General features: G+C 63.0%; 17 protein-coding genes. 12 read left to right on the top strand and 5 right to left on the bottom strand.

Annotated elements, in window-relative coordinates:
• Nucleotides 1-38: 38 nt before the first annotated feature.
• From ftsZ to AC4P1R_RS10080, 7 genes are all read left to right on the top strand, one after another.
• Complete coding sequence (gene ftsZ / locus AC4P1R_RS10110; RefSeq protein WP_492176850.1) at nucleotides 39-1,817, top strand: cell division protein FtsZ; 1,779 nt, start codon at nucleotides 39-41, stop codon at nucleotides 1,815-1,817.
• 317 nt (nucleotides 1,818-2,134) lie between these two features.
• Nucleotides 2,135-3,088 carry a UDP-3-O-acyl-N-acetylglucosamine deacetylase gene (gene lpxC, locus AC4P1R_RS10105; protein WP_151611469.1) on the top strand — a complete coding sequence of 318 codons (954 nt, stop codon included), beginning with the start codon at nucleotides 2,135-2,137 and terminating at the stop codon, nucleotides 3,086-3,088.
• A 368-nt stretch (nucleotides 3,089-3,456) separates the two neighbouring features.
• Nucleotides 3,457-4,323: an outer membrane protein assembly factor BamD gene (locus tag AC4P1R_RS10100; RefSeq protein WP_069461532.1), complete on the top strand. Its 867-nt coding sequence runs from the start codon at nucleotides 3,457-3,459 to the stop codon at nucleotides 4,321-4,323.
• A gap of 87 nt (nucleotides 4,324-4,410) precedes the next feature.
• Nucleotides 4,411-6,084, top strand: a complete 1,674-nt coding sequence (gene recN, locus AC4P1R_RS10095; RefSeq protein ID WP_492176849.1) for a DNA repair protein RecN — start codon at nucleotides 4,411-4,413, stop codon at nucleotides 6,082-6,084.
• 95 nt (nucleotides 6,085-6,179) lie between these two features.
• Nucleotides 6,180-8,333, top strand: a complete 2,154-nt coding sequence (gene ligA / locus AC4P1R_RS10090; protein ID WP_492176848.1) for an NAD-dependent DNA ligase LigA — start codon at nucleotides 6,180-6,182, stop codon at nucleotides 8,331-8,333.
• Between the two features lie 246 nt (nucleotides 8,334-8,579).
• Nucleotides 8,580-9,269, top strand: a complete 690-nt coding sequence (locus AC4P1R_RS10085) for an OmpW/AlkL family protein (protein WP_492176847.1) — start codon at nucleotides 8,580-8,582, stop codon at nucleotides 9,267-9,269.
• Nucleotides 9,270-9,423: 154 nt separating this feature from the next.
• Nucleotides 9,424-9,576 carry a hypothetical protein gene (locus AC4P1R_RS10080; RefSeq protein WP_492176846.1) on the top strand — a complete coding sequence of 51 codons (153 nt, stop codon included), beginning with the start codon at nucleotides 9,424-9,426 and terminating at the stop codon, nucleotides 9,574-9,576.
• A gap of 167 nt (nucleotides 9,577-9,743) precedes the next feature.
• On the opposite strand, the gene AC4P1R_RS10075 is transcribed toward AC4P1R_RS10080, so the two are convergent.
• Nucleotides 9,744-10,145 carry a VOC family protein gene (locus AC4P1R_RS10075; RefSeq protein ID WP_069461536.1) on the bottom strand — a complete coding sequence of 134 codons (402 nt, stop codon included), beginning with the start codon at nucleotides 10,143-10,145 and terminating at the stop codon, nucleotides 9,744-9,746.
• Between the two features lie 351 nt (nucleotides 10,146-10,496).
• Between AC4P1R_RS10075 and panC the strand changes: the two genes are divergently transcribed.
• From panC to AC4P1R_RS10050, 5 genes are all read left to right on the top strand, one after another.
• On the top strand, nucleotides 10,497-11,372 hold the full coding sequence (gene panC / locus AC4P1R_RS10070) for a pantoate--beta-alanine ligase (RefSeq protein ID WP_069461537.1): 876 nt from the start codon (nucleotides 10,497-10,499) through the stop codon (nucleotides 11,370-11,372).
• Nucleotides 11,373-11,374: 2 nt separating this feature from the next.
• Nucleotides 11,375-12,196: a 3-methyl-2-oxobutanoate hydroxymethyltransferase gene (gene panB / locus AC4P1R_RS10065; protein WP_069461538.1), complete on the top strand. Its 822-nt coding sequence runs from the start codon at nucleotides 11,375-11,377 to the stop codon at nucleotides 12,194-12,196.
• 281 nt (nucleotides 12,197-12,477) lie between these two features.
• Nucleotides 12,478-13,194, top strand: a complete 717-nt coding sequence (locus AC4P1R_RS10060) for an AzlC family ABC transporter permease (protein WP_069461539.1) — start codon at nucleotides 12,478-12,480, stop codon at nucleotides 13,192-13,194.
• A gap of 3 nt (nucleotides 13,195-13,197) precedes the next feature.
• Entirely contained in the window at nucleotides 13,198-13,509 is a 312-nt protein-coding gene (locus AC4P1R_RS10055) for an AzlD family protein (protein WP_069461540.1), read from the top strand.
• 108 nt (nucleotides 13,510-13,617) lie between these two features.
• Nucleotides 13,618-13,857 (top strand): PA2433 domain-containing protein, encoded by a 240-nt coding sequence (locus tag AC4P1R_RS10050; protein WP_492176845.1) that lies wholly within the window; start codon nucleotides 13,618-13,620, stop codon nucleotides 13,855-13,857.
• 239 nt (nucleotides 13,858-14,096) lie between these two features.
• Here AC4P1R_RS10050 and AC4P1R_RS10045 read toward each other — a convergent pair whose 3' ends face one another.
• The 4 genes from AC4P1R_RS10045 to AC4P1R_RS10030 all read right to left on the bottom strand — a co-directional run bounded on the left by AC4P1R_RS10045 (nucleotide 14,097) and on the right by AC4P1R_RS10030 (nucleotide 18,446).
• Nucleotides 14,097-15,932: an aminopeptidase P family protein gene (locus AC4P1R_RS10045; protein ID WP_492176844.1), complete on the bottom strand. Its 1,836-nt coding sequence runs from the start codon at nucleotides 15,930-15,932 to the stop codon at nucleotides 14,097-14,099.
• 558 nt (nucleotides 15,933-16,490) lie between these two features.
• The gene (locus AC4P1R_RS10040) at nucleotides 16,491-17,366 is read right to left on the bottom strand and encodes a 50S ribosomal protein L11 methyltransferase (RefSeq protein WP_492176843.1); all 876 of its coding nucleotides are present in this window, start codon (nucleotides 17,364-17,366) and stop codon (nucleotides 16,491-16,493) included.
• 138 nt (nucleotides 17,367-17,504) lie between these two features.
• Nucleotides 17,505-18,104 carry an SCO family protein gene (locus AC4P1R_RS10035; RefSeq protein ID WP_492176842.1) on the bottom strand — a complete coding sequence of 200 codons (600 nt, stop codon included), beginning with the start codon at nucleotides 18,102-18,104 and terminating at the stop codon, nucleotides 17,505-17,507.
• A gap of 171 nt (nucleotides 18,105-18,275) precedes the next feature.
• Entirely contained in the window at nucleotides 18,276-18,446 is a 171-nt protein-coding gene (locus AC4P1R_RS10030) for a hypothetical protein (protein ID WP_225191688.1), read from the bottom strand.
• Between the last annotated feature and the right edge of the window lie 68 nt (nucleotides 18,447-18,514).

The following is an 18,514-nucleotide window of genomic DNA, read 5'->3' as shown; positions in this document are numbered from 1 at the left end:
CTCGGCAAGGCGGCCAGAGTAAGAGAAGGAACGGTAAAATGGCCATCAACTTGCAGAAGCCGGACATTACCGAGCTGAAGCCCCGCATCACGGTCTTCGGCGTCGGCGGCGGCGGCGGCAACGCCGTCAACAACATGATAACCGCAGGCCTCCAGGGCGTCGATTTCGTCGTCGCCAACACGGATGCGCAGGCGCTCACCATGACCAAGGCGGAACGGATCATCCAGATGGGTGTCGCCGTCACCGAAGGTCTTGGCGCCGGCTCGCAGCCGGAGGTGGGCCGGGCAGCCGCCGAGGAGTGCATCGATGAAATCATCGATCATCTGAACGGCACTCATATGTGCTTCGTCACCGCCGGCATGGGCGGCGGCACCGGCACGGGCGCGGCCCCGATCGTCGCGCAAGCCGCTCGCAACAAGGGCATTCTCACCGTCGGCGTCGTTACCAAGCCCTTCCAGTTCGAAGGCGGTCGCCGCATGCGCATCGCCGACCAGGGCATCGCCGACCTGCAGAAGTCGGTCGACACGCTGATCGTCATCCCGAACCAGAACCTCTTCCGGATCGCCAATGACAAGACGACCTTCGCGGACGCCTTTGCCATGGCCGACCAGGTGCTCTATTCGGGCGTCGCCTGCATCACCGACCTGATGGTCAAGGAAGGCCTCATCAATCTCGACTTCGCCGACGTCCGCTCGGTGATGCGCGAGATGGGCCGGGCCATGATGGGCACGGGCGAAGCCTCCGGCGAGGGCCGCGCCATGGCCGCTGCCGAAGCCGCGATCGCCAACCCGCTCCTCGACGAGACCTCGATGAAGGGCGCGCAAGGACTGCTCATTTCCATCACCGGCGGCCGCGACCTCACCCTCTTCGAGGTCGACGAAGCCGCGACGCGCATCCGCGAGGAAGTGGACCCCGACGCCAACATCATCCTCGGCGCGACCTTCGACGAAGAGCTCGAGGGCCTGATCCGCGTCTCGGTCGTCGCAACCGGCATCGATCGCGCGATCGCGGAAGGTTCCGGCCGTTCGGCCGACTTTCGCCCGGTAGCGCCGAAGCCGATCGTTCGCCCGTCCGCTGCGGTTCCGGCCCAGCCGCAACCGGCCATGCAACAGCAGCCGGCGCCCCAGCCGCAGCAGCCGGTTCAGCAGGCAGCGCCACAGCCTGTCCAGCAGGCGCCGCAGCCGGTCGATCACGTCGCTGTGGCGATCCGTGAGGCCGAGATGGAACGCGAACTGGATATCGCCACCCGCGCCCAGGTCTTGAGCCCGGCCCAGCCAGCCCAGGACGAGGCCTTTCGTCCGCAGAGCAAGCTCTTTGCCGGAGTTGCACCGGTGGAGGCCGCTCCCGTAGCGCGCCAGGCCCAGCCGGTACAGCGGCCCGCCGAAACGTCGCTGCAGGCTCAGCCGCAACCGCAACCGCTTCGCCAGGAGCCGGCCCCGGTCGTGCGGCAGCATGCCGAGGCGGTCCGCATGCCGAAGGTCGAGGACTTTCCGCCGGTCGTGAAGGCCGAGATGGAGCGCCGCGCACAGCCGGCGGCCCCGTCGCTGCAGGAAGAGCGTGGTCCGATGGGCCTCCTCAACCGGATCACGAGCTCGCTCGGATTGCGCGAAAGGGACACCCAGAGCGTCTCTTCCGACATGACCGCACCTGCGCCCAGCGCCGCGTCGCAGCAGCGTCGCCCCCTTTCGCCGGAGGCGAGCCTATACGCGCCGCGTCGCGGCCAACTCGACGACCAGGGCCGCGTCACGCCGCAGATGCGGACGCATGACGACGATCAGCTCGAAATTCCGGCCTTCCTGCGCCGCCAGTCGAGCTGATCCGCGGTCGTTCCTTCCCTTGCCGGTGCCCGGGCTTACGCCCGGGCATTTTCCATTATTGATTAATCTTTCAATGGGTTGCCTGTTCTGTTGTGTGCGTTTGAATTGCGTAACAAAACGAAACGAACAGTGATTTGGAATGGTGCCTCCGAACTCTTATTTTCACGATCGGGATGGGGGCGCATGCGATTCGATTGGACGCTGTTGGTTCGAAAGGGAATTCGAGCCGCAGTGTCGAGATCTCGGCCGTTGGTGTCGAACGTCGCTCGCCCGTTAGCAGATTGGCCTTCGGCCGTTGATTGAAAGTGACGACGAGAATGGGAATTGAATTGCTCGGGTTTCAGACGACGATTGCAAACCCGGTGACCCTCAAGGGAATTGGCGTTCACTCGGGCTCGGAGGTGGAGATCACCTTCCATCCGGCCGAGGCCGAGGCCGGCATCGTGTTCCAGCGGGTGCTCGCGGACGGGCGGATCAGCGAATTCAGGGCCGTGTCGTCGCAGGTGGGCAATACGGATCTTTGCACGGTTCTCGGCTTCTCGCCGGCGACCTCCATCGCGACCATCGAACACGTCATGGCGGCGATCTACGCGCTCGGCCTCGACAACCTGTTGATCGAGGTGCATGGCGCGGAAATGCCGATCATGGACGGCAGTTCGGAGCCTTTCATCGAAGCCATCGAGCAGGCTGGCATCCGCGCGCTTGCCGTGAAGCGCCGCTATATCCGCGTGCTGAAGCCGGTGCGCGTCGAATCCGGCGCCTCCTGGTCGGAGTTCACGCCGTATGACGGCATGCGCTTCGAGGTAGAGATCGACTTCGATTGTCCGCTGATCGGCCGCCAGTCCTGGAAGGGCGATCTGACTCCCGCGGTCTTCAAGCGGGAAATGTCGCGGGCGCGCACCTTCGGTTTCATGCGCGACGTCGAGCGGCTGTGGGCGGGCGGTTTCGCGCTCGGCTCGTCCCTCGAGAACTCGGTGGTGATTTCGGACGACAACACGGTCATCAATGTTGAGGGGCTGCGCTATGCCGACGAGTTCGTGCGCCACAAGACGCTCGACGCCGTCGGCGATCTTTCGCTCGCAGGCGCGCCGTTTCTCGGCTGCTACCGTTCCTATCGCGGCGGCCACAGGATGAACGCCAATGCGCTGAAGGCCTTGCTCAGCGATCCGAGCGCCTACGAGGTGGTGGAAACTGCGACACAGCGCCAGCGCACGCGCTTGCGCGACATGGTCGCGGTTGCGGCCACCGGCCATTCGCCCTGGTCGGCATAGCAACCAAGTTCATCGTTTCTCCAGTCGCCGGCCCTCAGGGGCCGGCATTTTCTTTCAGACGAATTCGGCAGTCATTCGGCTTCAGCGCCGACCTCTGCGTCTGAAATGACGCATTCCTCAGATCCGCAGCTGGTTCCACACAATCGGTCGATATCGATGCAGGTCGGTATCAGTGCCACAAATTTGCATGAATTGCCGATCATGACGTTGCGGTCTTGAGGCAACTTGCTCTAAAACGCGCAAGTCTGGAGCCGACCGCGACCGCATGATTCCTGAGATCGAAAGAATCATGCAGTAACTTGAAGTGCTACAGCATCTTTGCGCCTCTATTTAGATGCGCGGCGTTGTAGGTGAAACGGGAATATCCGATGGTTCTTGCAGTTTCTGTTGAGATGAGAAAAGCGGCGCGCGTTGCCACGATCGTCCTTGCGATCTTTGCCGGCAGCAGCCTGATCACTGCCTGCCAGAACGATCCCGACATCGATATCACCAAGCTTGCCGCCGAGACGGATCCGCCGGAAGTGCTCTATAATCAGGGTCTCGCCAATCTCAACGCCGGCAAGACCACCGAAGCGGCGCGCAAGTTCGAGGCGATCGACCGTCAGCATCCCTTCTCCGAATACGCCCGCAAGGCGCTGGTGATGAATGCCTTCGTCGCCTACCGCAATGGTCAGTATCAGGAGGCGATCAACTCCAGCAGTCGCTATCTGAATCTTTATCCGCAGTCGGAAGACGCGGCCTATGCGCAATATATCCAGGGCCTCGCCTATACAAAGCAGATTCCGGCGGTGACGCAGGACCAGAAGCCGGCGATGAAAGCGATCGACGCGATGCAGGCGGTCGTGGATAAATATCCCGAGTCCGAATATGTCGACGATGCGCAGGCAAAGATCCGTTTTGCCCGCGATCAGTTGGCCGGCAAGGAGATGCAGGTCGGCCGCTACTATCTCGAGCGCAAGGAATATCTTGCCGCCATTTCGCGCTTCCGCGTCGTCGTCGAGCAATATTCCAATACCAACCAGGTCGAGGAAGCGCTGGCACGTCTCGTCGAGGCCTATTACGCCATGGGCGTGACGGCGGAGGCCCAGACGGCGGCGGCGGTTCTCGGTCACAACTACCCGGACAGCAAGTGGTACGCCGATTCCTATAAGCTGCTGCAGTCGGGCGGTCTCGAACCGCGCGAAAGCGGCACGTCCTGGATCGCGCGCGCCGGCAAGAAGCTCATCGGCGCCTGATTGCCTCGCCTTTTGTTTTCACGCAATTCCGAACGCAAAACCGCGACGCAGTTTTGCTGGAACTGCTCTAGGAAGATCTGAAATCGGATGCTCGCGCAGCTCTCGATCCGCGATATCGTCCTGATCGAACGGCTTGACCTCAGCTTCGACGCCGGGCTCTCGGTGCTGACCGGCGAAACCGGCGCCGGCAAATCTATCCTTCTCGACAGCCTGTCGCTGGCACTCGGCGGCCGCGGCGACGGCTCACTCGTCCGTCACGGCGAGGACAGGGGCCAGGTGACGGCCGTCTTCGACGTGCCGGTGGCACATGCGGCGCGGCTCTTCCTGCGCGAAAACGGCATAGACGACGACGGCGATCTCATTTTCCGCCGCGTACAATCGGCGGACGGCCGCACGAAGGCCTTCATCAACGACCAGCCGGTGAGCGTGCAGTTGATGCGCCAGGCGGGACAGACGCTCGTTGAGATTCACGGCCAGCATGATGACCGGGCGCTTGTCGACGTCGACGCCCATCGCGCACTGCTCGACGCCTTCGGCGGTACCGTCGAGGCGGCCGACGAGGTTGCAACGCTCTACCGCGCCTGGAAGGATGCGGAGCGCGGCCTCAAGAAGCACCGCGAAAAGGTGGAGGCGGCGGCGCGGGAGGCGGATTACCTGCGCTCGTCCGTCGAGGAACTGGAAGCGCTGTCGCCGCGCGATGGCGAGGAGGACGAACTGGCAGAAGCGCGGGCGCGGATGATGAAGGTCGAGCGCATCGCCGGCGACATCAGCGAGGCGTCCGATTTCCTGAACGGCAACGCGTCGCCCGTGCCGCTGATCGCCTCGCTCGTTCGGCGGCTCGAGCGCAAGAGCCACGAGGCGCCGGGCCTGCTCGAGGAAACCGTCGAGCTTCTGGACGGCGCGCTCAATCAGCTTTCCGACGCGCAGATGGCGGTGGAACGGGCGCTGCGCAATACCGAGTTCGACCCGAAGGAACTGGAGCGCGTCGAGGAGCGGCTGTTTGCGCTGCGAGCCGCAGGCCGCAAATATTCCGTGCCCGTCGTCGAGCTGCCGGCCCTCGCCGTGCGGATGATTTCCGACCTCGCCGATCTCGATGCGGGCGAAGAGAAGCTGAAGCAGATCGAAGCGCAGGTCGCGGAGGCACGAGCCGCCTTCGACGGAGCAGCGCGTGCGCTTTCCGATAAGCGCCGCAACACGGCGGCGGCGCTCTCGGCCGCGGTGATGGAAGAACTGCCGGCCCTGAAGCTCGAGCGCGCGCGATTCATGGTCGAGGTCGCGACGGATCCGGCCCTGCCGACGGCCGATGGTATCGACGTCGTCGAGTTCCATGTGCAGACCAATCCCGGCACCCGGCCGGGGCCGATTATGAAGGTTGCCTCGGGCGGCGAGCTTTCGCGCTTCCTGCTGGCGCTCAAGGTGGCGCTGGCCGATCGCGGCTCGGCGCCGACGCTCGTCTTCGACGAGATCGACACCGGCGTCGGCGGCGCGGTGGCCGATGCCATCGGTCAGCGGCTGAAGCGGCTCTCGAAGACCGTCCAGGTGCTTTCCGTGACGCATGCGCCGCAGGTCGCCGCCCGGGCGGCGACACATCTGCTGATCTCCAAGGGGCCGTCGGCGGAGAAGGCCGAGACGATCGCCACCCGCGTCGCCCGTATGGACGACGACGCACGCACCGAGGAAATCGCCCGCATGCTGGCCGGCGCTTCGATCACCGAGGAGGCGAGAGCGGCCGCGGCAAGATTGCTGGCGGGCAATGGCTGATCTTTCGGACGCAAAGGCGTTGAAAACGCGAGGGAACCGGTCTTCCCGTCGCTTATCTTTGCTATAAGACGACTCCCATTTCGGAGTCGTGGCGCATGTCGAGCAATCAGAAAACCGTCGATGAATTGAGCGAAGCGGAAGCGGCCGAGGAGCTTGCCTTTCTCGCCGCTGAACTCGCACGCCATGATGCGCTTTATCACGGGCAGGATGCGCCGGAAATCTCGGATGCTGACTACGACGCTCTAAAGCGGCGCAATGATCTGATCGAGGCGCGTTTTCCGGCGCTGATCCGCGAGGATAGCCCGTCGAAGACGGTCGGTGCGGCACCGTCGCTCACATTCCAGCCCGTCCTTCATGCGCGGCCGATGCTCTCGCTCGACAACACCTTCTCCGACGAGGATGCGCGCGACTTCGTGGCGAGCGTCTATCGCTATCTGGGTCTCATCCCGGACCATTCCATCGCCTTTACCGCCGAGCCGAAGATCGACGGGCTTTCCATGTCGCTCCGCTACGAGAACCGCCGCCTGGTGACGGCGGCGACGCGTGGCGACGGCACGACGGGGGAGAACGTCACCGCCAACATCCGCACGATCGGCATGATCCCGCAGAGGCTTCCGGCCGATGCGCCGGATGTCGTCGAGGTGCGCGGCGAGGTCTATATGGCGAAATCGGATTTCGCCGCGCTCAATGCCGAGATGGCCGCGCAGGGCAAGCCGCTCTACGTCAACCCGCGCAACACGGCATCCGGCTCGCTCCGGCAGCTCGATGCCAAGGTGACGGCGAGCCGCAAGCTCCGGTTCTTCGCCTATGGCTGGGGCGAAGTCTCGGACATGCCGGCGGATACGCAGTTCGGCATGGTGGAGGCATTCAGGGCCTGGGGGTTCCCGGTCAATCCGCTGATGCGCCGCTTCCATTCCGCTGACGAACTGCTGGAGCACTATCACCATATCGAGCGCGAGCGCCCGGATCTCGACTATGATATCGACGGCGTCGTCTACAAGGTCGACCGGCTCGACCTGCAGACACGGCTTGGCTACCGCTCGCGTAGCCCACGCTGGGCAACCGCGCACAAGTTCCCGGCCGAGCAGGCCTTCACGCGATTGAAGGGCATCGACATCCAGGTCGGCCGCACCGGTGCGCTCACGCCGGTCGCGCGGCTGGAGCCAATCACCGTCGGCGGCGTCGTCGTTACCAATGCCACCCTGCACAATGAGGACTATATTCGCGGCGTCGGCAACAATGGCGAGCCGATCCGCGATGGCCGGGACATCCGCATCGGCGACATGGTGATCGTGCAGCGGGCAGGGGACGTGATCCCGCAGATCGTCGACGTGGTGATGGATGAACGGCCGGAGGGCACGGCGCCCTACAGCTTCCCGATGGCGTGCCCGGTCTGCGGCAGCCATGCGGTGCGCGACATCAACGAGAAGACCGGCAAGGTCGACGCGGTGCGCCGCTGCACGGGCGGCTTCGTTTGCCGGGCGCAGGCGGTCGAGCACCTGAAACATTTCGTCTCGCGCAATGCCCTGGACATAGAGGGGCTCGGCTCCAAGCAGATCGAGTTCTTCTTCGAGAGCGACGACGACAACCTGAAGATCCGCACGGCCCCCGATATCTTCACGCTGGAGCGCCGGCAGGAGACCTCGCTGACGAAGCTCGAGAATATCGAGGGCTTCGGCAAGGTCAGCGTGCGCAAGCTCTACGATGCGATCAATGCCCGCCGCTCGATCGCGCTCCACCGCTTCATCTACGCCCTCGGCATCCGCCATGTCGGTGAGACGACGGCGAAGCTCCTGGCGCGATCCTATGGTAGCTACGAAACATTCGGCGCGGCGATGAAAGAGGCGGGCAGCTATTCCGGTGACGCCTGGAACGAACTCAACAGCATCGACGGCATCGGCGAGGTCGTCGCCCGCGCCATCGTCGAGTTCTACAAGGAGCCGCGTAACGTCAAGGTCATCTCGGACCTGCTCGAAGAGGTGACGCCGGAGAGCGCCGAAATGCCGGTCACCACCGGCAGCCCGGTTGCCGGCAAGACGGTCGTCTTCACCGGCTCTCTCGAAAAGATGACGCGCGACGAGGCAAAGGCAAAGGCCGAGAGCCTCGGCGCCAAGGTCGCGGGTTCGGTGTCGAAGAAGACCGACATCGTCGTCGCCGGCCCTGGCGCCGGCTCCAAACTCGACAAGGCGCGCGAGCTCGGCATCCAGACCATGGACGAGGACGAGTGGCTGGCGCTGATCGGCGCCTAAAGCACGCGTTTGATCGGCTTCATGCGAAGCGCTTATACCCTTTGCCATTATCTATGACTCCTTAGCCCGCGGGCCATAGGTCACGCTTTTGGGCCGCGTCGGCTCGCATCCGCCGACGCCCGCGGGTGGCGCGCGCACTGTCAGGCGGATTTTTGGTGGGACGGTTGATCTCGGTCAACCGGTGTCTGCCGGCGCAGGCCTAACGCTCTCCTTGCAAAGATCATTGCTGATTCAAGGAGAGTTCAAATGATGATGAATGGGGCACGGCATCCGAGGTGGATCGTAGGTGCGGGTGCGGCTTTTTTCGCCTTCGGGGCGGCCGCTGCGGATTTGACGCCGGCACCGGTTGCCCCTGTGGCGGAGGACGTGGCGATTGGGCTAAGCCCTTGGCAGATCCGCGTACGCGGCCTAGGCGTAATCACTGAGGATAGTGGTTCGATCAAAGGCGTGCCCGGCTCGGACCTTTCCTTTTCCGATACGGTGATCCCGGAACTCGACATCAGCTACTTCTTCACTGATAACATCGCTGCTGAACTCGTCCTTGGCACGACCTACGCCAACATCAAGGAAGATGGCGCTGTCGGCGTGCCGGTGGGGAAGACCTGGCTCTTGCCGCCGACGCTGACGCTGCAGTACCATTTCACCGATTTCGGCGCCTTCAAGCCCTATGTCGGCGCGGGCATCAACTACTCGCTGTTCTACAACCAGAGTGAAAAGCCCGGCTTCCGCAACCTCGACGTCGACAATCACCTGGGTGCTGCGCTGCAGGTCGGTTTCGACTACATGGTCGACAAGCATTGGGGCGTGAATTTCGACGTGAAGAAGATCTTCCTCGAAACCGACTGGAAGGCAGACCACGATGTCCTCGGTCCGCTGAGCGGCAAGGCAAAACTCGACCCGTGGCTGATCGGCGCGGGCGTGACCTACCGCTTCTAACCCTATTGCTTCACGAATTGCGCCGATTGGATTGTCGTTGGCAGCAGGGCCATCGGCCGAGCCCGGTTGCCAAGATAGTGCCGTTGATGCGCTGGCGTAGCAGGTCCAGGAGGTCATCGAAGCGCCCGATAAGACAGAGGCAGTTCACACCGCGTTGCAACATGAACTGGAGCACGCGCAGCGTGCTATACCACTGACACTGAGGGACCGGATCAAGAAGATTCAGGATGATGTCCGCGCTATGCGGCCGGACGATCCCAATTTATACATGAAGAAATTCATGGACGAGCAATGGGGCGGCGTCTGATGTTTCTGGATGCCTCCGCCATTGTTGCCATTGTGAGCGATGAGGAAGGCGCCGGGTATCTTATCGGATGCTATTGGCTCCTTAAATCGATCTCGCTCAAGGACAAAGATATCCAGCCTCCACGCCGCGTCGGCGGCGCAGGGAGACCTGGAAGGCGTGACCGTCGCTCACGCCTGCTGCGCGGACATGTCCATCCACATGAATTCCCAGACGTGGCCGTCGGGGTCCTGGAAGCTGACGCCGTACATGAAGCCGTAGTCGATGGCCGGCTTCCAGGGCTTGCCGCCTGCCGCAAGCGCCTTCTCCAGCATGTCGTCGCATTCCTGCCGGCTCGCAGCGGAGAGGGCGGTGATGACCTCCGTGCCCTTGGCGGTGTCGCTGATCTCGCCGGTGATGAAGTCGCGGAACTTCGGCTCGGTCAGAAGCATGACGAAGACGTTTTCGTCGATGACCGTACAGGCGGCGGTGTCGTCGGAGAACTGCTCATTGAAGGTGAAGCCGAGGGCGGAGAAGAAGGCGCGGGAGGCCTCGAGGTCCTTGACCGGCAGATTGACGAAGATCATGCGCATGGATTTTTCCTCGTGATGTGGTGTGACCGGCAAAGGACGCCGGCTTGGGCCGCTTGCCGACAGGGGGCGAGAAAAATATCTGGCGCGGAGGCAACGGCTTTCAAGGTCTCTCTCGTTGTCCATGTAGTGCGCAGGAAATGCCGGTCTCGCAGTGTTTCGAGCCACCGTCTCTCGATTATCGCTGCCTTGATGTCGCCACGCTTCCGCCATTTCCATTTGTGTTTTTGCGCCGCACAAGATAGAGCTTTGCCGCCAAAATTTGTGCAATTGCCTTTTCGCGGGGCCGGCGGCTAGCCATATCAGCGAAACGGGGCGCGTCTTTCCTGCCCCGGCGGATTGGAGGGTCCGGAGATGAAGACCATCACCACCATCGCCGCGCTGCGTGCGGCCCTTGCCGAGCACCGGCGCGCTGGGAAGTCGATCGGGCTTGTGCCCACCATGGGCTATCTCCATGTCGGTCACATGGAGCTCGTTCGCCGCGCCCGCAGCGAAAACCACGTGGTCGTTGCCAGCATCTTCGTCAATCCTCTGCAGTTCGGGCCAAGCGAGGATCTCGCCAAATATCCACGCGACCTCGCCCGCGACGAGAGGATGCTGGAGGAGGGCGGCGTCGACTTCCTCTTCGCGCCGAGCGTTGCCGACATGTATCCGCGGCCGATGGAAACCGTCGTCGACCTGCCCAAGCTGGGCTCCGAACTCGAGGGCGCGGTAAGGCCTGGGCATTTTGCCGGGGTCGCGACCGTCGTCAGCAAGCTGTTCAACATCGCCCAGCCCGACCGCGCCTATTTCGGCGAGAAGGACTTCCAGCAGTTGCAGATCATCCGCCGCATGGTGGAGGATCTGGCGCAGCCCGTGGCGGTCGTCGGCGTGCCGACAGTGCGGGAGGACGACGGGCTCGCCTGTTCGTCGCGCAATATCTATCTCACGGCCGAGGAGCGCCGCGCCGCTGCGATCGTGCCAAAGGCCCTGGACGAGGCCGAGCGGCTGATTGCAAGCGGTGAGAGCGATCCCGGCGCCGTCGAGAAAGGTGTCACAGAGTTTCTTTCATCCGAGCCGCTCGCCCGCCCCGAAGTGGTGGCGCTGCGCGATCCGGATACACTCGAACCGATCGGAAAGATCGGCGACAAGCCGGTGCTGCTCCTCCTCTTCGTCCGCTTCGGGACGACGAAGCTGCTCGACAATCGCGTCATCGCACCGAATTCCGCCAGTTATGCAAAGGTAGCCTGAGAATGAGCGTTCAGAATACGAAGCGGCGGCTCAGCCCCGCCAATATCGAGGCTCTGAAGGGTGAGCGACCGATCGTCAGCCTCACGGCCTATACGACGCCGATCGCGCGGCTCCTCGATCCGCATGTCGATTTCCTGCTCGTCGGCGATTCGCTCGGCATGGTACTCTACGGCCTCGACACCACGGTCGGCGTGACGCTCGACATGATGATCGCACATGGCCAGGCGGTGATGCGCGGTGCGGAGCGCGCCTGCGTGGTCGTCGACCTGCCCTTCGGCTCCTATCAGGAATCGAAGGAACAGGCCTTCCGAAGCGCCGCGCGTGTCCTGAAGGAAACCGGGTGCAGCGCGGTCAAGCTTGAGGGTGGGGCGGAGATGGCCGAGACGGTCGACTTCCTCGTCTCCCGCGGCATTCCGGTGCTCGGCCACGTCGGGCTGATGCCTCAGCTCGTGAACACCACCGGCGGCTATCGTTCGGTCGGGCGCAACGACAAGGAAGTGGCGAAGATCCGACGCGATGCCCAGGCGATCGACGATGCCGGCGCCTTCGCGATCGTCATCGAGGGCACGGTCGAGCCGGTTGCCCGCGAGATCACCGCAATGCTCCGGTCGCCGACGATCGGCATCGGCGCGTCGCCCGCCTGTGACGGCCAGATCCTCGTCTCGGACGACATGCTCGGTCTGTTCAACGATTTCAAACCGCGCTTCGTCAAACACTTCGCCGAGCTCGCGCCGGCGATTTCCAAGGCGGTCGAAGACTATGCCAACGAGGTGAAGGCCCGTACGTTCCCCGGGATCGAGCATACGTTTCAGGTGAAGCGCTGAGCGACAGCGCCGCGCGTCTTTTCAGACGCGCAAAGATCGCTGTAACGCTTCGAATCTGCGCATCGGGGTTCCAAATATCGGTTCCGATTCCCGGGGCGCTTCGATAGGCGCGACAGGGGCGCAATCAGTCGTCGGTGAGTGGTCGGACTTTTCAAGCATCAGAAGATTCAATCATTGCATCAGCCTAATTGAATTGTCGTTTCCTGCCGCAACTCCTATTTCTCCAAGGAAAAGCGGCGGCCGATGCGTTCTTGCGCTTGGGTGTCCGCCGGAGGATTCTCATGAACAGAGCTGAATTTCGCGAGGGCCTGCGCGAGGGCTTCCCGGTCATCGTGGCGGCATCGCCGTTTGGCGCATTGTTCGGCGCGCTGGCAATCGATAACGGCTTTTCGATAGCAGACGCGGTGTTGATGAGCGCAACCGTCTATGCGGGCGCCAGCCAGATGGTCGGCATCGAGCTCTTCGGCAACCATGTCCAGCCGTGGCTGATCGTGCTTTCGATCTTCGCGGTCAACTTCCGCCACGTGCTTTATTCGGCCTCGCTTACGAGGCACATCAAACACTACACGCCAATTCAGAAGTTCTTCGCTTTCTTCCTGCTGGTCGATCCTCAATATGCCGAGAGCGAAAGGCGGGCGGAGCGCGATCTTCCGGTGACCTTCTCCTGGTATCTCGGCTTCGCCCTGATCATCTATGTCCTTTGGCTCGTCACCACGGTGGTGGGCGCGGTCTTCGGGCAGATGATCGGCGATCCGAAGGCGATCGGGCTCGACGTGCTCCTCCCGATCTATTTTCTAGGGCTCGTGCTCGGCTTCCGCAAGCGAGACCGGTTCCTGCCGATCGTGGCGACCAGCGCGGTCGCCTCCATTGCAGCCATGCATTTCGTCGGCTCGCCCTGGCATGTCAGCATCGGCGCGCTCGCCGGTATCGTTCTGGCCGCCTGCCTGCCCAACAGCCGGGCGGAGCGGCAATGCGATCCGTTGGAGCAGGGGAACTGAGCCATGGACACGGTCCAGCATTTCGACCTGCTCTTTGTCATCCTCGCCGCGGCGGTCGCCACCTTCGCGACCCGGGTCGGCGGCTATGTGCTGATCACCCAGTTGAAGCACATTCCGCCGCGCCTCGAAGCGGCGCTCAACGCCGTGCCGGCGGCGGTGCTGACGACGCTTGTGGCCCCCGCCTTCGTCAGTGGCGGAATCGAGGTAGCGGCATCGATGTTGGTCGCCTTCGCGGTCGGGCTCCGCTTCTCGACGCTCCGTATGCTGGTTGTCGGCTGGGCTGTCGTGATGGCGATTCGGCACGGCATCCTATAGCCTTTGCCGCGCATCACAGTGTCGGGATTTGGCGGCGGACCGGCCGCGGTTTATGATGCTCCCGTTACCGGCGGGCGGAACAGGCCGCCGGTCGTGGAGGAAGCAACCATGTTGACCAGGATCTCGGTTGCCCTTTTTCTGGCGCTCGCGCCTGTGACTGCCTTTGCGAATTCCTGCCCGAGCCAAATGGCGGCGATTGATGCGGCCCTGCAGACGGCTTCCCTTTCCGAGGCCGACATGAATAAGGTCAAGCAATTGCGCCAGCAGGGAGAAGACCTGCACAATGCCGGTGATCATCCCGGTTCGGAGGCAGCGCTCGGCGAGGCGAAGCGTTTGCTTGGAATCTGAATCGGCCAGCGGGCATCGTCGCGTTCTCCACTTTCCTGGAAGGATAGCGGACGACCAATCGCGATTTCCGTCTGAAAATCCTGCAGAACCCGTAGAATTCCCGGGTTACGCGAAGCCTCTGCGTGAAATATGACGGTGGCGTTGGTTGAGACATCGAACCTCCCAACGGAGGCCCGGTTGCCCCTGTAGCCCCACCCACGCCGCCGGGCCTCCCTTTCTCTTCTTCCGGTTTGCCTCACTCAGCGACGGATCGCTTCCGTGGCAGCCGCCAGCCACCGACGGGTCTCCTCGTCGGCAATCAAGGGCATCAGCTTCTCGCGCGTCTCGGCGTGATAATCGTTGAGCCAGGCCAGCTCCTCGTCCGTCAGCAATGCCGGCAGCACGAGCCGGTGGTCGATCGGGCAGTAGGTCAGGGTGTCGAATCCGAGCATGGGCAGGTCGCCGCTTTCGATGTCGGCCGCTTGCCGGACGACGACAAGGTTCTCTATGCGGATGCCGAAGGCGCCAGGGCGGTAGTAGCCCGGCTCGTTCGAGAGGATCATGCCCGGCAGCAACTCCTGCGTCGCAAGGCGGGCGATACGCTGCGGCCCCTCATGCACGGACAGATAGGAGCCGACGCCATGGCCCGTGCCGTGGGCATAATCGGCACCTGCCTTCCACAACGCTATGCGGGCGAGGGGGTCGAGGTCGACGCCGCGCGTGCCCTTGGGGAAGCGCGCCGTGCTGATGGCGATCATGCCTTTCAGGACCAGGGTGAAGAATCGTTTCTGCTCTTGCGGTACGGAACCGATAGCCACCGTGCGGGTGATGTCCGTGGTGCCATTGACATATTGCGCTCCGGAATCGATCAGGAACACGGTTCCGGCTTCGATTGCCTGGTCGGTGTCCGTCGTCACCCGGTAATGCATGATCGCCGCATGCGCGCCAGCGCCGGCGATAGTATCGAAGGAGATGTCCTTCAACGGATTCTGCATGCGTTCGCCGACGGCGGTGCGCAGGGCTTCAAGTCGCTTCGTCGCGCCGATTTCCGTGATGCTGCCGGGGTCGGCCTTGTCGAGCCAGGCGAGGAATTCAACCATTGCGGCCCCGTCCTGGAGGTGGGCACGGACCGATCCGGCGATCTCCTGCGCATTCTTGCAGGCGCGCGGCAAGCGGGCGGGATCGGTTGCCTCGATCACCACGCCACCCTTGCTGCGGATAAGTTCGCCGATCGCAAAGGAGGAGAGATCCGGATCGATCATGATCGCTGCACCGCTCGAAGAAAGCGTGGCGAGGCGATCCTCGAAACTGGCCGGCGGCAGGATGTCGGCGAGCTGTGTGATGTAGGCCTCCTGTTCGATCCCGGTCTTGCGCTTGTCGATGAAGATTTCGGCACGTCCATTTGCATGGATGATGGCGCGTGCCAGCGGATGCGGCGTATGCGGGACATCGCTGCCGCGGACATTGAAGGTCCAGGCGATGGAGGAGGGATCTGCCAGCACGACGGCCGCCGCCGTCGCCTTCTCGACGGCCGCGGCAATCTCGGCGAGCTTGTCCTTCGCCAGCCGACCGGCATGCTCGAGCGGCTGGATCGTTACGCGGCCGACCGGGGCGGCGGGTCGGTCGGTCCAGATGCGGTCGAGCGGATTGTCCCCTAGCAAGACCAGCCTGCCGTCGATCGTCGCAAGCGCTTTTTCCAGGCGGCGGACTTCGGCCGCGGTATGCAGCCAGGGATCTATGCCGAGGCGGCATCCCTTCGGCCCGTGGCGCTCCAGCCAGACATGCGGCGGCTCGCCGACGAGGTCGCCGCCGGTGAAGACGCTCGCGTCGACCTGCTCCTTGAGCTGGGTTACATAGCGTCCGTCGACGAAGACGATCGCGTCGCGTTCCGTGACAAGCGCGACGCCGGCCGAGCCGGTAAAGCCGGTCAGCCAGGAGAGCCGCTCGGAGCAGGCTGGTACGTATTCGCCCTGAAATTCATCGGCCCGCGGCACGAGAAAGCCGTCGATACCAAGCGGCGCGAAAGCGGCGCGCAAGGCGGCGACACGCTCCCTGCCGAACTGGGGCGTGGAAGTGACTTCGAAGGATTGAAACATGGATACGTCCGGTAAAACTTTGCGAAGACCGCAGGTGAGTTCGCCATGTTAGCGGAAAGCCTGCTTCAGGGGAAAGAGGCGATATCCTGCCGTGCTTTCGCCTCGCATTTCTTGATCGAAGCTCATTTGTCATATTTATGCGCCGGGTGCATGGCTCCCATGCGGGAAAAACATCTTTCCCTACAGAATTTATGGGTTATAAGCGCGGCCAACGAACAGGGGCAACCGTTCCCGGTTCAAGAAGCTGCAGTTCCGAGAATAGTTGGTCATCTGTTCTCCTCCTCCCTCAGGGTGGTCAACTTCGGAACGGTAGAGCCCGCTCGAGCGCTCCTCCTCCTCAGGCTCGCGGGCAAATGGTCGGTTTCGATCGGCCATGGCGATGCTTCGGCATCGCCTTTCTTTCGAAGGGGCCACCCGTTCATGATCGAACGGGTGGCCTCTTCGTTTTTCGGGCCGAGGCTCGGGCCGGGCGCCGAGCCTAGTCGGGCTCCGTGTACAAGCACAGCTAGGAACGAGAGCGGAAAGATTGGCCGCAAGCCTCGGCCCCTGCGATCATCGCTACTTGGCCAGATAGATCGTCACCCAGCCATTGCGCCAGATCGTGCGCATATGTTTGAGGTGCTGGCCGTTATAGGCGGCGAGGACCTTCCAGCGCTGCTCGGCGAGGATGCCCGAGAGGATGACCGAGCCGCCGGGAGCGAGATTGAGGACGAGTTCTGGCGCCATTTTCATCAGCGGCCGCGCCAGAATATTGGCGATGATCAGATCGAACGGGCCGTTGGCGCTGAAGGTGGTGGAGTGGAAGCCCGGCGCGGTCGCGAAGGCAAGGCCGCTGACGACGCCGTTGCGGCGAGCGTTCTCGGTCGCCACGCGGGTTGCGACCGGATCGATATCGGTCGCGAGCACCGGCACGTGCAGGAGCTTCCAGGCGGCGATCGCCAGGACGCCGCTGCCGGTGCCGAGATCGAGCACGTTTCGGATGCGCCGCGCCCGCGCGACGGATGCGAGCATTTCCAGACAGCCGGCGGTCGTTCCGTGATGGCCGGTGCCGAAGGCCTGACCGGCGTCGATTTCAATGGCGATCTCGCCGGTCTTCACCTTGTCGCGATCATGGGAACCATGCACGACGAAGCTGCCGGCGCGCACGGGAGCAAGCCCTTCGAGCGATTTGGCGATCCAGTCGACGTCCGGCAACACCTCGCGTTCGATCGGAAGATGGGAGAAGCCGGCCTGCAGCGCCTCTTCGAGCCGCGCCTTCACCTCAGCTTCCTCATCCGCCATCATATAGACCGAGGCTTCCCAGAGGTCGCGTTTCTCGTCGATCTCCATCGTCGCGATCGCAAAGTCCTCCTCGCCGAAAACTGCGGTCATGAGGTCGAGAACGGCTTCGGCCTGCTTCTCGGTGGTGCTGACAAAAAGGCGTATCTCGCTCAATGGTCTTTCCTTCGGCTGCGGCCAGCGCCCTTTCGTCGTGCGAACCGGCGCGCGAGACGCTGTGAAGTCGATCCGCCGCTATCATGAATGCGGCGTAAAGGTAAAGCATCGGCTTGCGCGGAATGGAACGGGGCGAAATCAGCCCTTGATCAGGTTTTCAAGCTTCCTGACCGCCGTGTCCGGGTTCTCGCCATAGGCGATCGTGCCCCGGAACTCTCGGTTGGCGTCGAGCAGGAATACCGACGCGGTATGGTCCATCGTGTAGTCGCCGTCGGGGTTTGCCTCGTCGGTCGGCACTTTCTTGTAGTAGACGCGGTAACCCTTGACCATTTCCAGGACGTCGTCGGAAGGACCGGAAATGCCCGTAATGCGCTTGGAGACGTTCGACACGTACTGGCCGAGAACGTCCGGCGTGTCGCGCTCCGGGTCGACGGTGATGAAATAGGCTTGCAGCCGGTCGCCCTTCGGATCGACCTTTTCGAGCCATCCATTCAACTCGAAGAGCGTCGTCGGGCAGACTTCGGGGCAGTGGGTGAAGCCGAAGAAAAGCGCAGTCGGCTTGCCTGTGAACGCCTTTTCGGTGATTGGCTGGCCGTTCTGGGCCACCAGTGTGAAGGGCACGCCGAAGGGGCCGGCGGATGCCTGCTGACTGGACTGCGTCATATCGTAGGTTAGCCAGCCGAGCACGGCCACCATGACGAGGATGGCTGCCCAGAGAACGATACGTATGGATTTCATCATTGCCACCGGTCCGTTGCGGCTCATCGTCCGCCATCAAAAAACGCGCAATGCCTTGATACCGCGTCGCTGAGGGCGGCGCAAAGACACAATTGCCGCAGGCATGAGCCGGAACGAGGCGCTACCGTATCGGCGCAAGCTACTGCATGGCAAGTATTGAGCCTCCCCGGCTCAGAGGCACCAGGCAAGGCCCGCCTGACCAAGCGACAGGAAGATATCCGCGCTGTGCGCGATCCAGCCCTGGAACGCGAACAGGGAGACGAGCGCGAGCACCGCCGCGGCGAAGGCGAGGACGAGGGGAGAGATTGCTTTCTTCGTTTCCATGCGCATGGGGCGGATCATAACATCGTCGTACGGCGAGGGAAGGGGCGCCGGCAAATTGCGGCTATCGCCGATGATCGGTGATTGTA

Source organism: Sinorhizobium sp. Y406, assembly GCF_058732025.1.
Note: the sequence above shows the minus strand (reverse complement) of the source record. Positions and strands in the feature narration are given on the sequence as shown.

Excerpts from the sequence above, each read along its gene's own strand:
- AC4P1R_RS10045 (WP_492176844.1), bottom strand. The coding sequence starts at position 15,932 with ATGTTTCAATCCTTCGAAGTCACTTCCACGCCCCAGTTCGGCAGGGAG.
- panB (WP_069461538.1), top strand. The coding sequence starts at position 11,375 with ATGAGCGTTCAGAATACGAAGCGGCGGCTCAGCCCCGCCAATATCGAG.
- recN (WP_492176849.1), top strand. The coding sequence starts at position 4,411 with ATGCTCGCGCAGCTCTCGATCCGCGATATCGTCCTGATCGAACGGCTT.
- AC4P1R_RS10055 (WP_069461540.1), top strand. The coding sequence starts at position 13,198 with ATGGACACGGTCCAGCATTTCGACCTGCTCTTTGTCATCCTCGCCGCG.
- ftsZ (WP_492176850.1), top strand. The coding sequence starts at position 39 with ATGGCCATCAACTTGCAGAAGCCGGACATTACCGAGCTGAAGCCCCGC.
- AC4P1R_RS10035 (WP_492176842.1), bottom strand. The coding sequence starts at position 18,104 with ATGAAATCCATACGTATCGTTCTCTGGGCAGCCATCCTCGTCATGGTG.
- AC4P1R_RS10050 (WP_492176845.1), top strand. The coding sequence starts at position 13,618 with ATGTTGACCAGGATCTCGGTTGCCCTTTTTCTGGCGCTCGCGCCTGTG.
- AC4P1R_RS10075 (WP_069461536.1), bottom strand. The coding sequence starts at position 10,145 with ATGCGCATGATCTTCGTCAATCTGCCGGTCAAGGACCTCGAGGCCTCC.
- AC4P1R_RS10100 (WP_069461532.1), top strand. The coding sequence starts at position 3,457 with ATGGTTCTTGCAGTTTCTGTTGAGATGAGAAAAGCGGCGCGCGTTGCC.
- ligA (WP_492176848.1), top strand. The coding sequence starts at position 6,180 with ATGTCGAGCAATCAGAAAACCGTCGATGAATTGAGCGAAGCGGAAGCG.
- AC4P1R_RS10060 (WP_069461539.1), top strand. The coding sequence starts at position 12,478 with ATGAACAGAGCTGAATTTCGCGAGGGCCTGCGCGAGGGCTTCCCGGTC.
- AC4P1R_RS10030 (WP_225191688.1), bottom strand. The coding sequence starts at position 18,446 with ATGATCCGCCCCATGCGCATGGAAACGAAGAAAGCAATCTCTCCCCTC.
- lpxC (WP_151611469.1), top strand. The coding sequence starts at position 2,135 with ATGGGAATTGAATTGCTCGGGTTTCAGACGACGATTGCAAACCCGGTG.
- AC4P1R_RS10085 (WP_492176847.1), top strand. The coding sequence starts at position 8,580 with ATGATGATGAATGGGGCACGGCATCCGAGGTGGATCGTAGGTGCGGGT.
- panC (WP_069461537.1), top strand. The coding sequence starts at position 10,497 with ATGAAGACCATCACCACCATCGCCGCGCTGCGTGCGGCCCTTGCCGAG.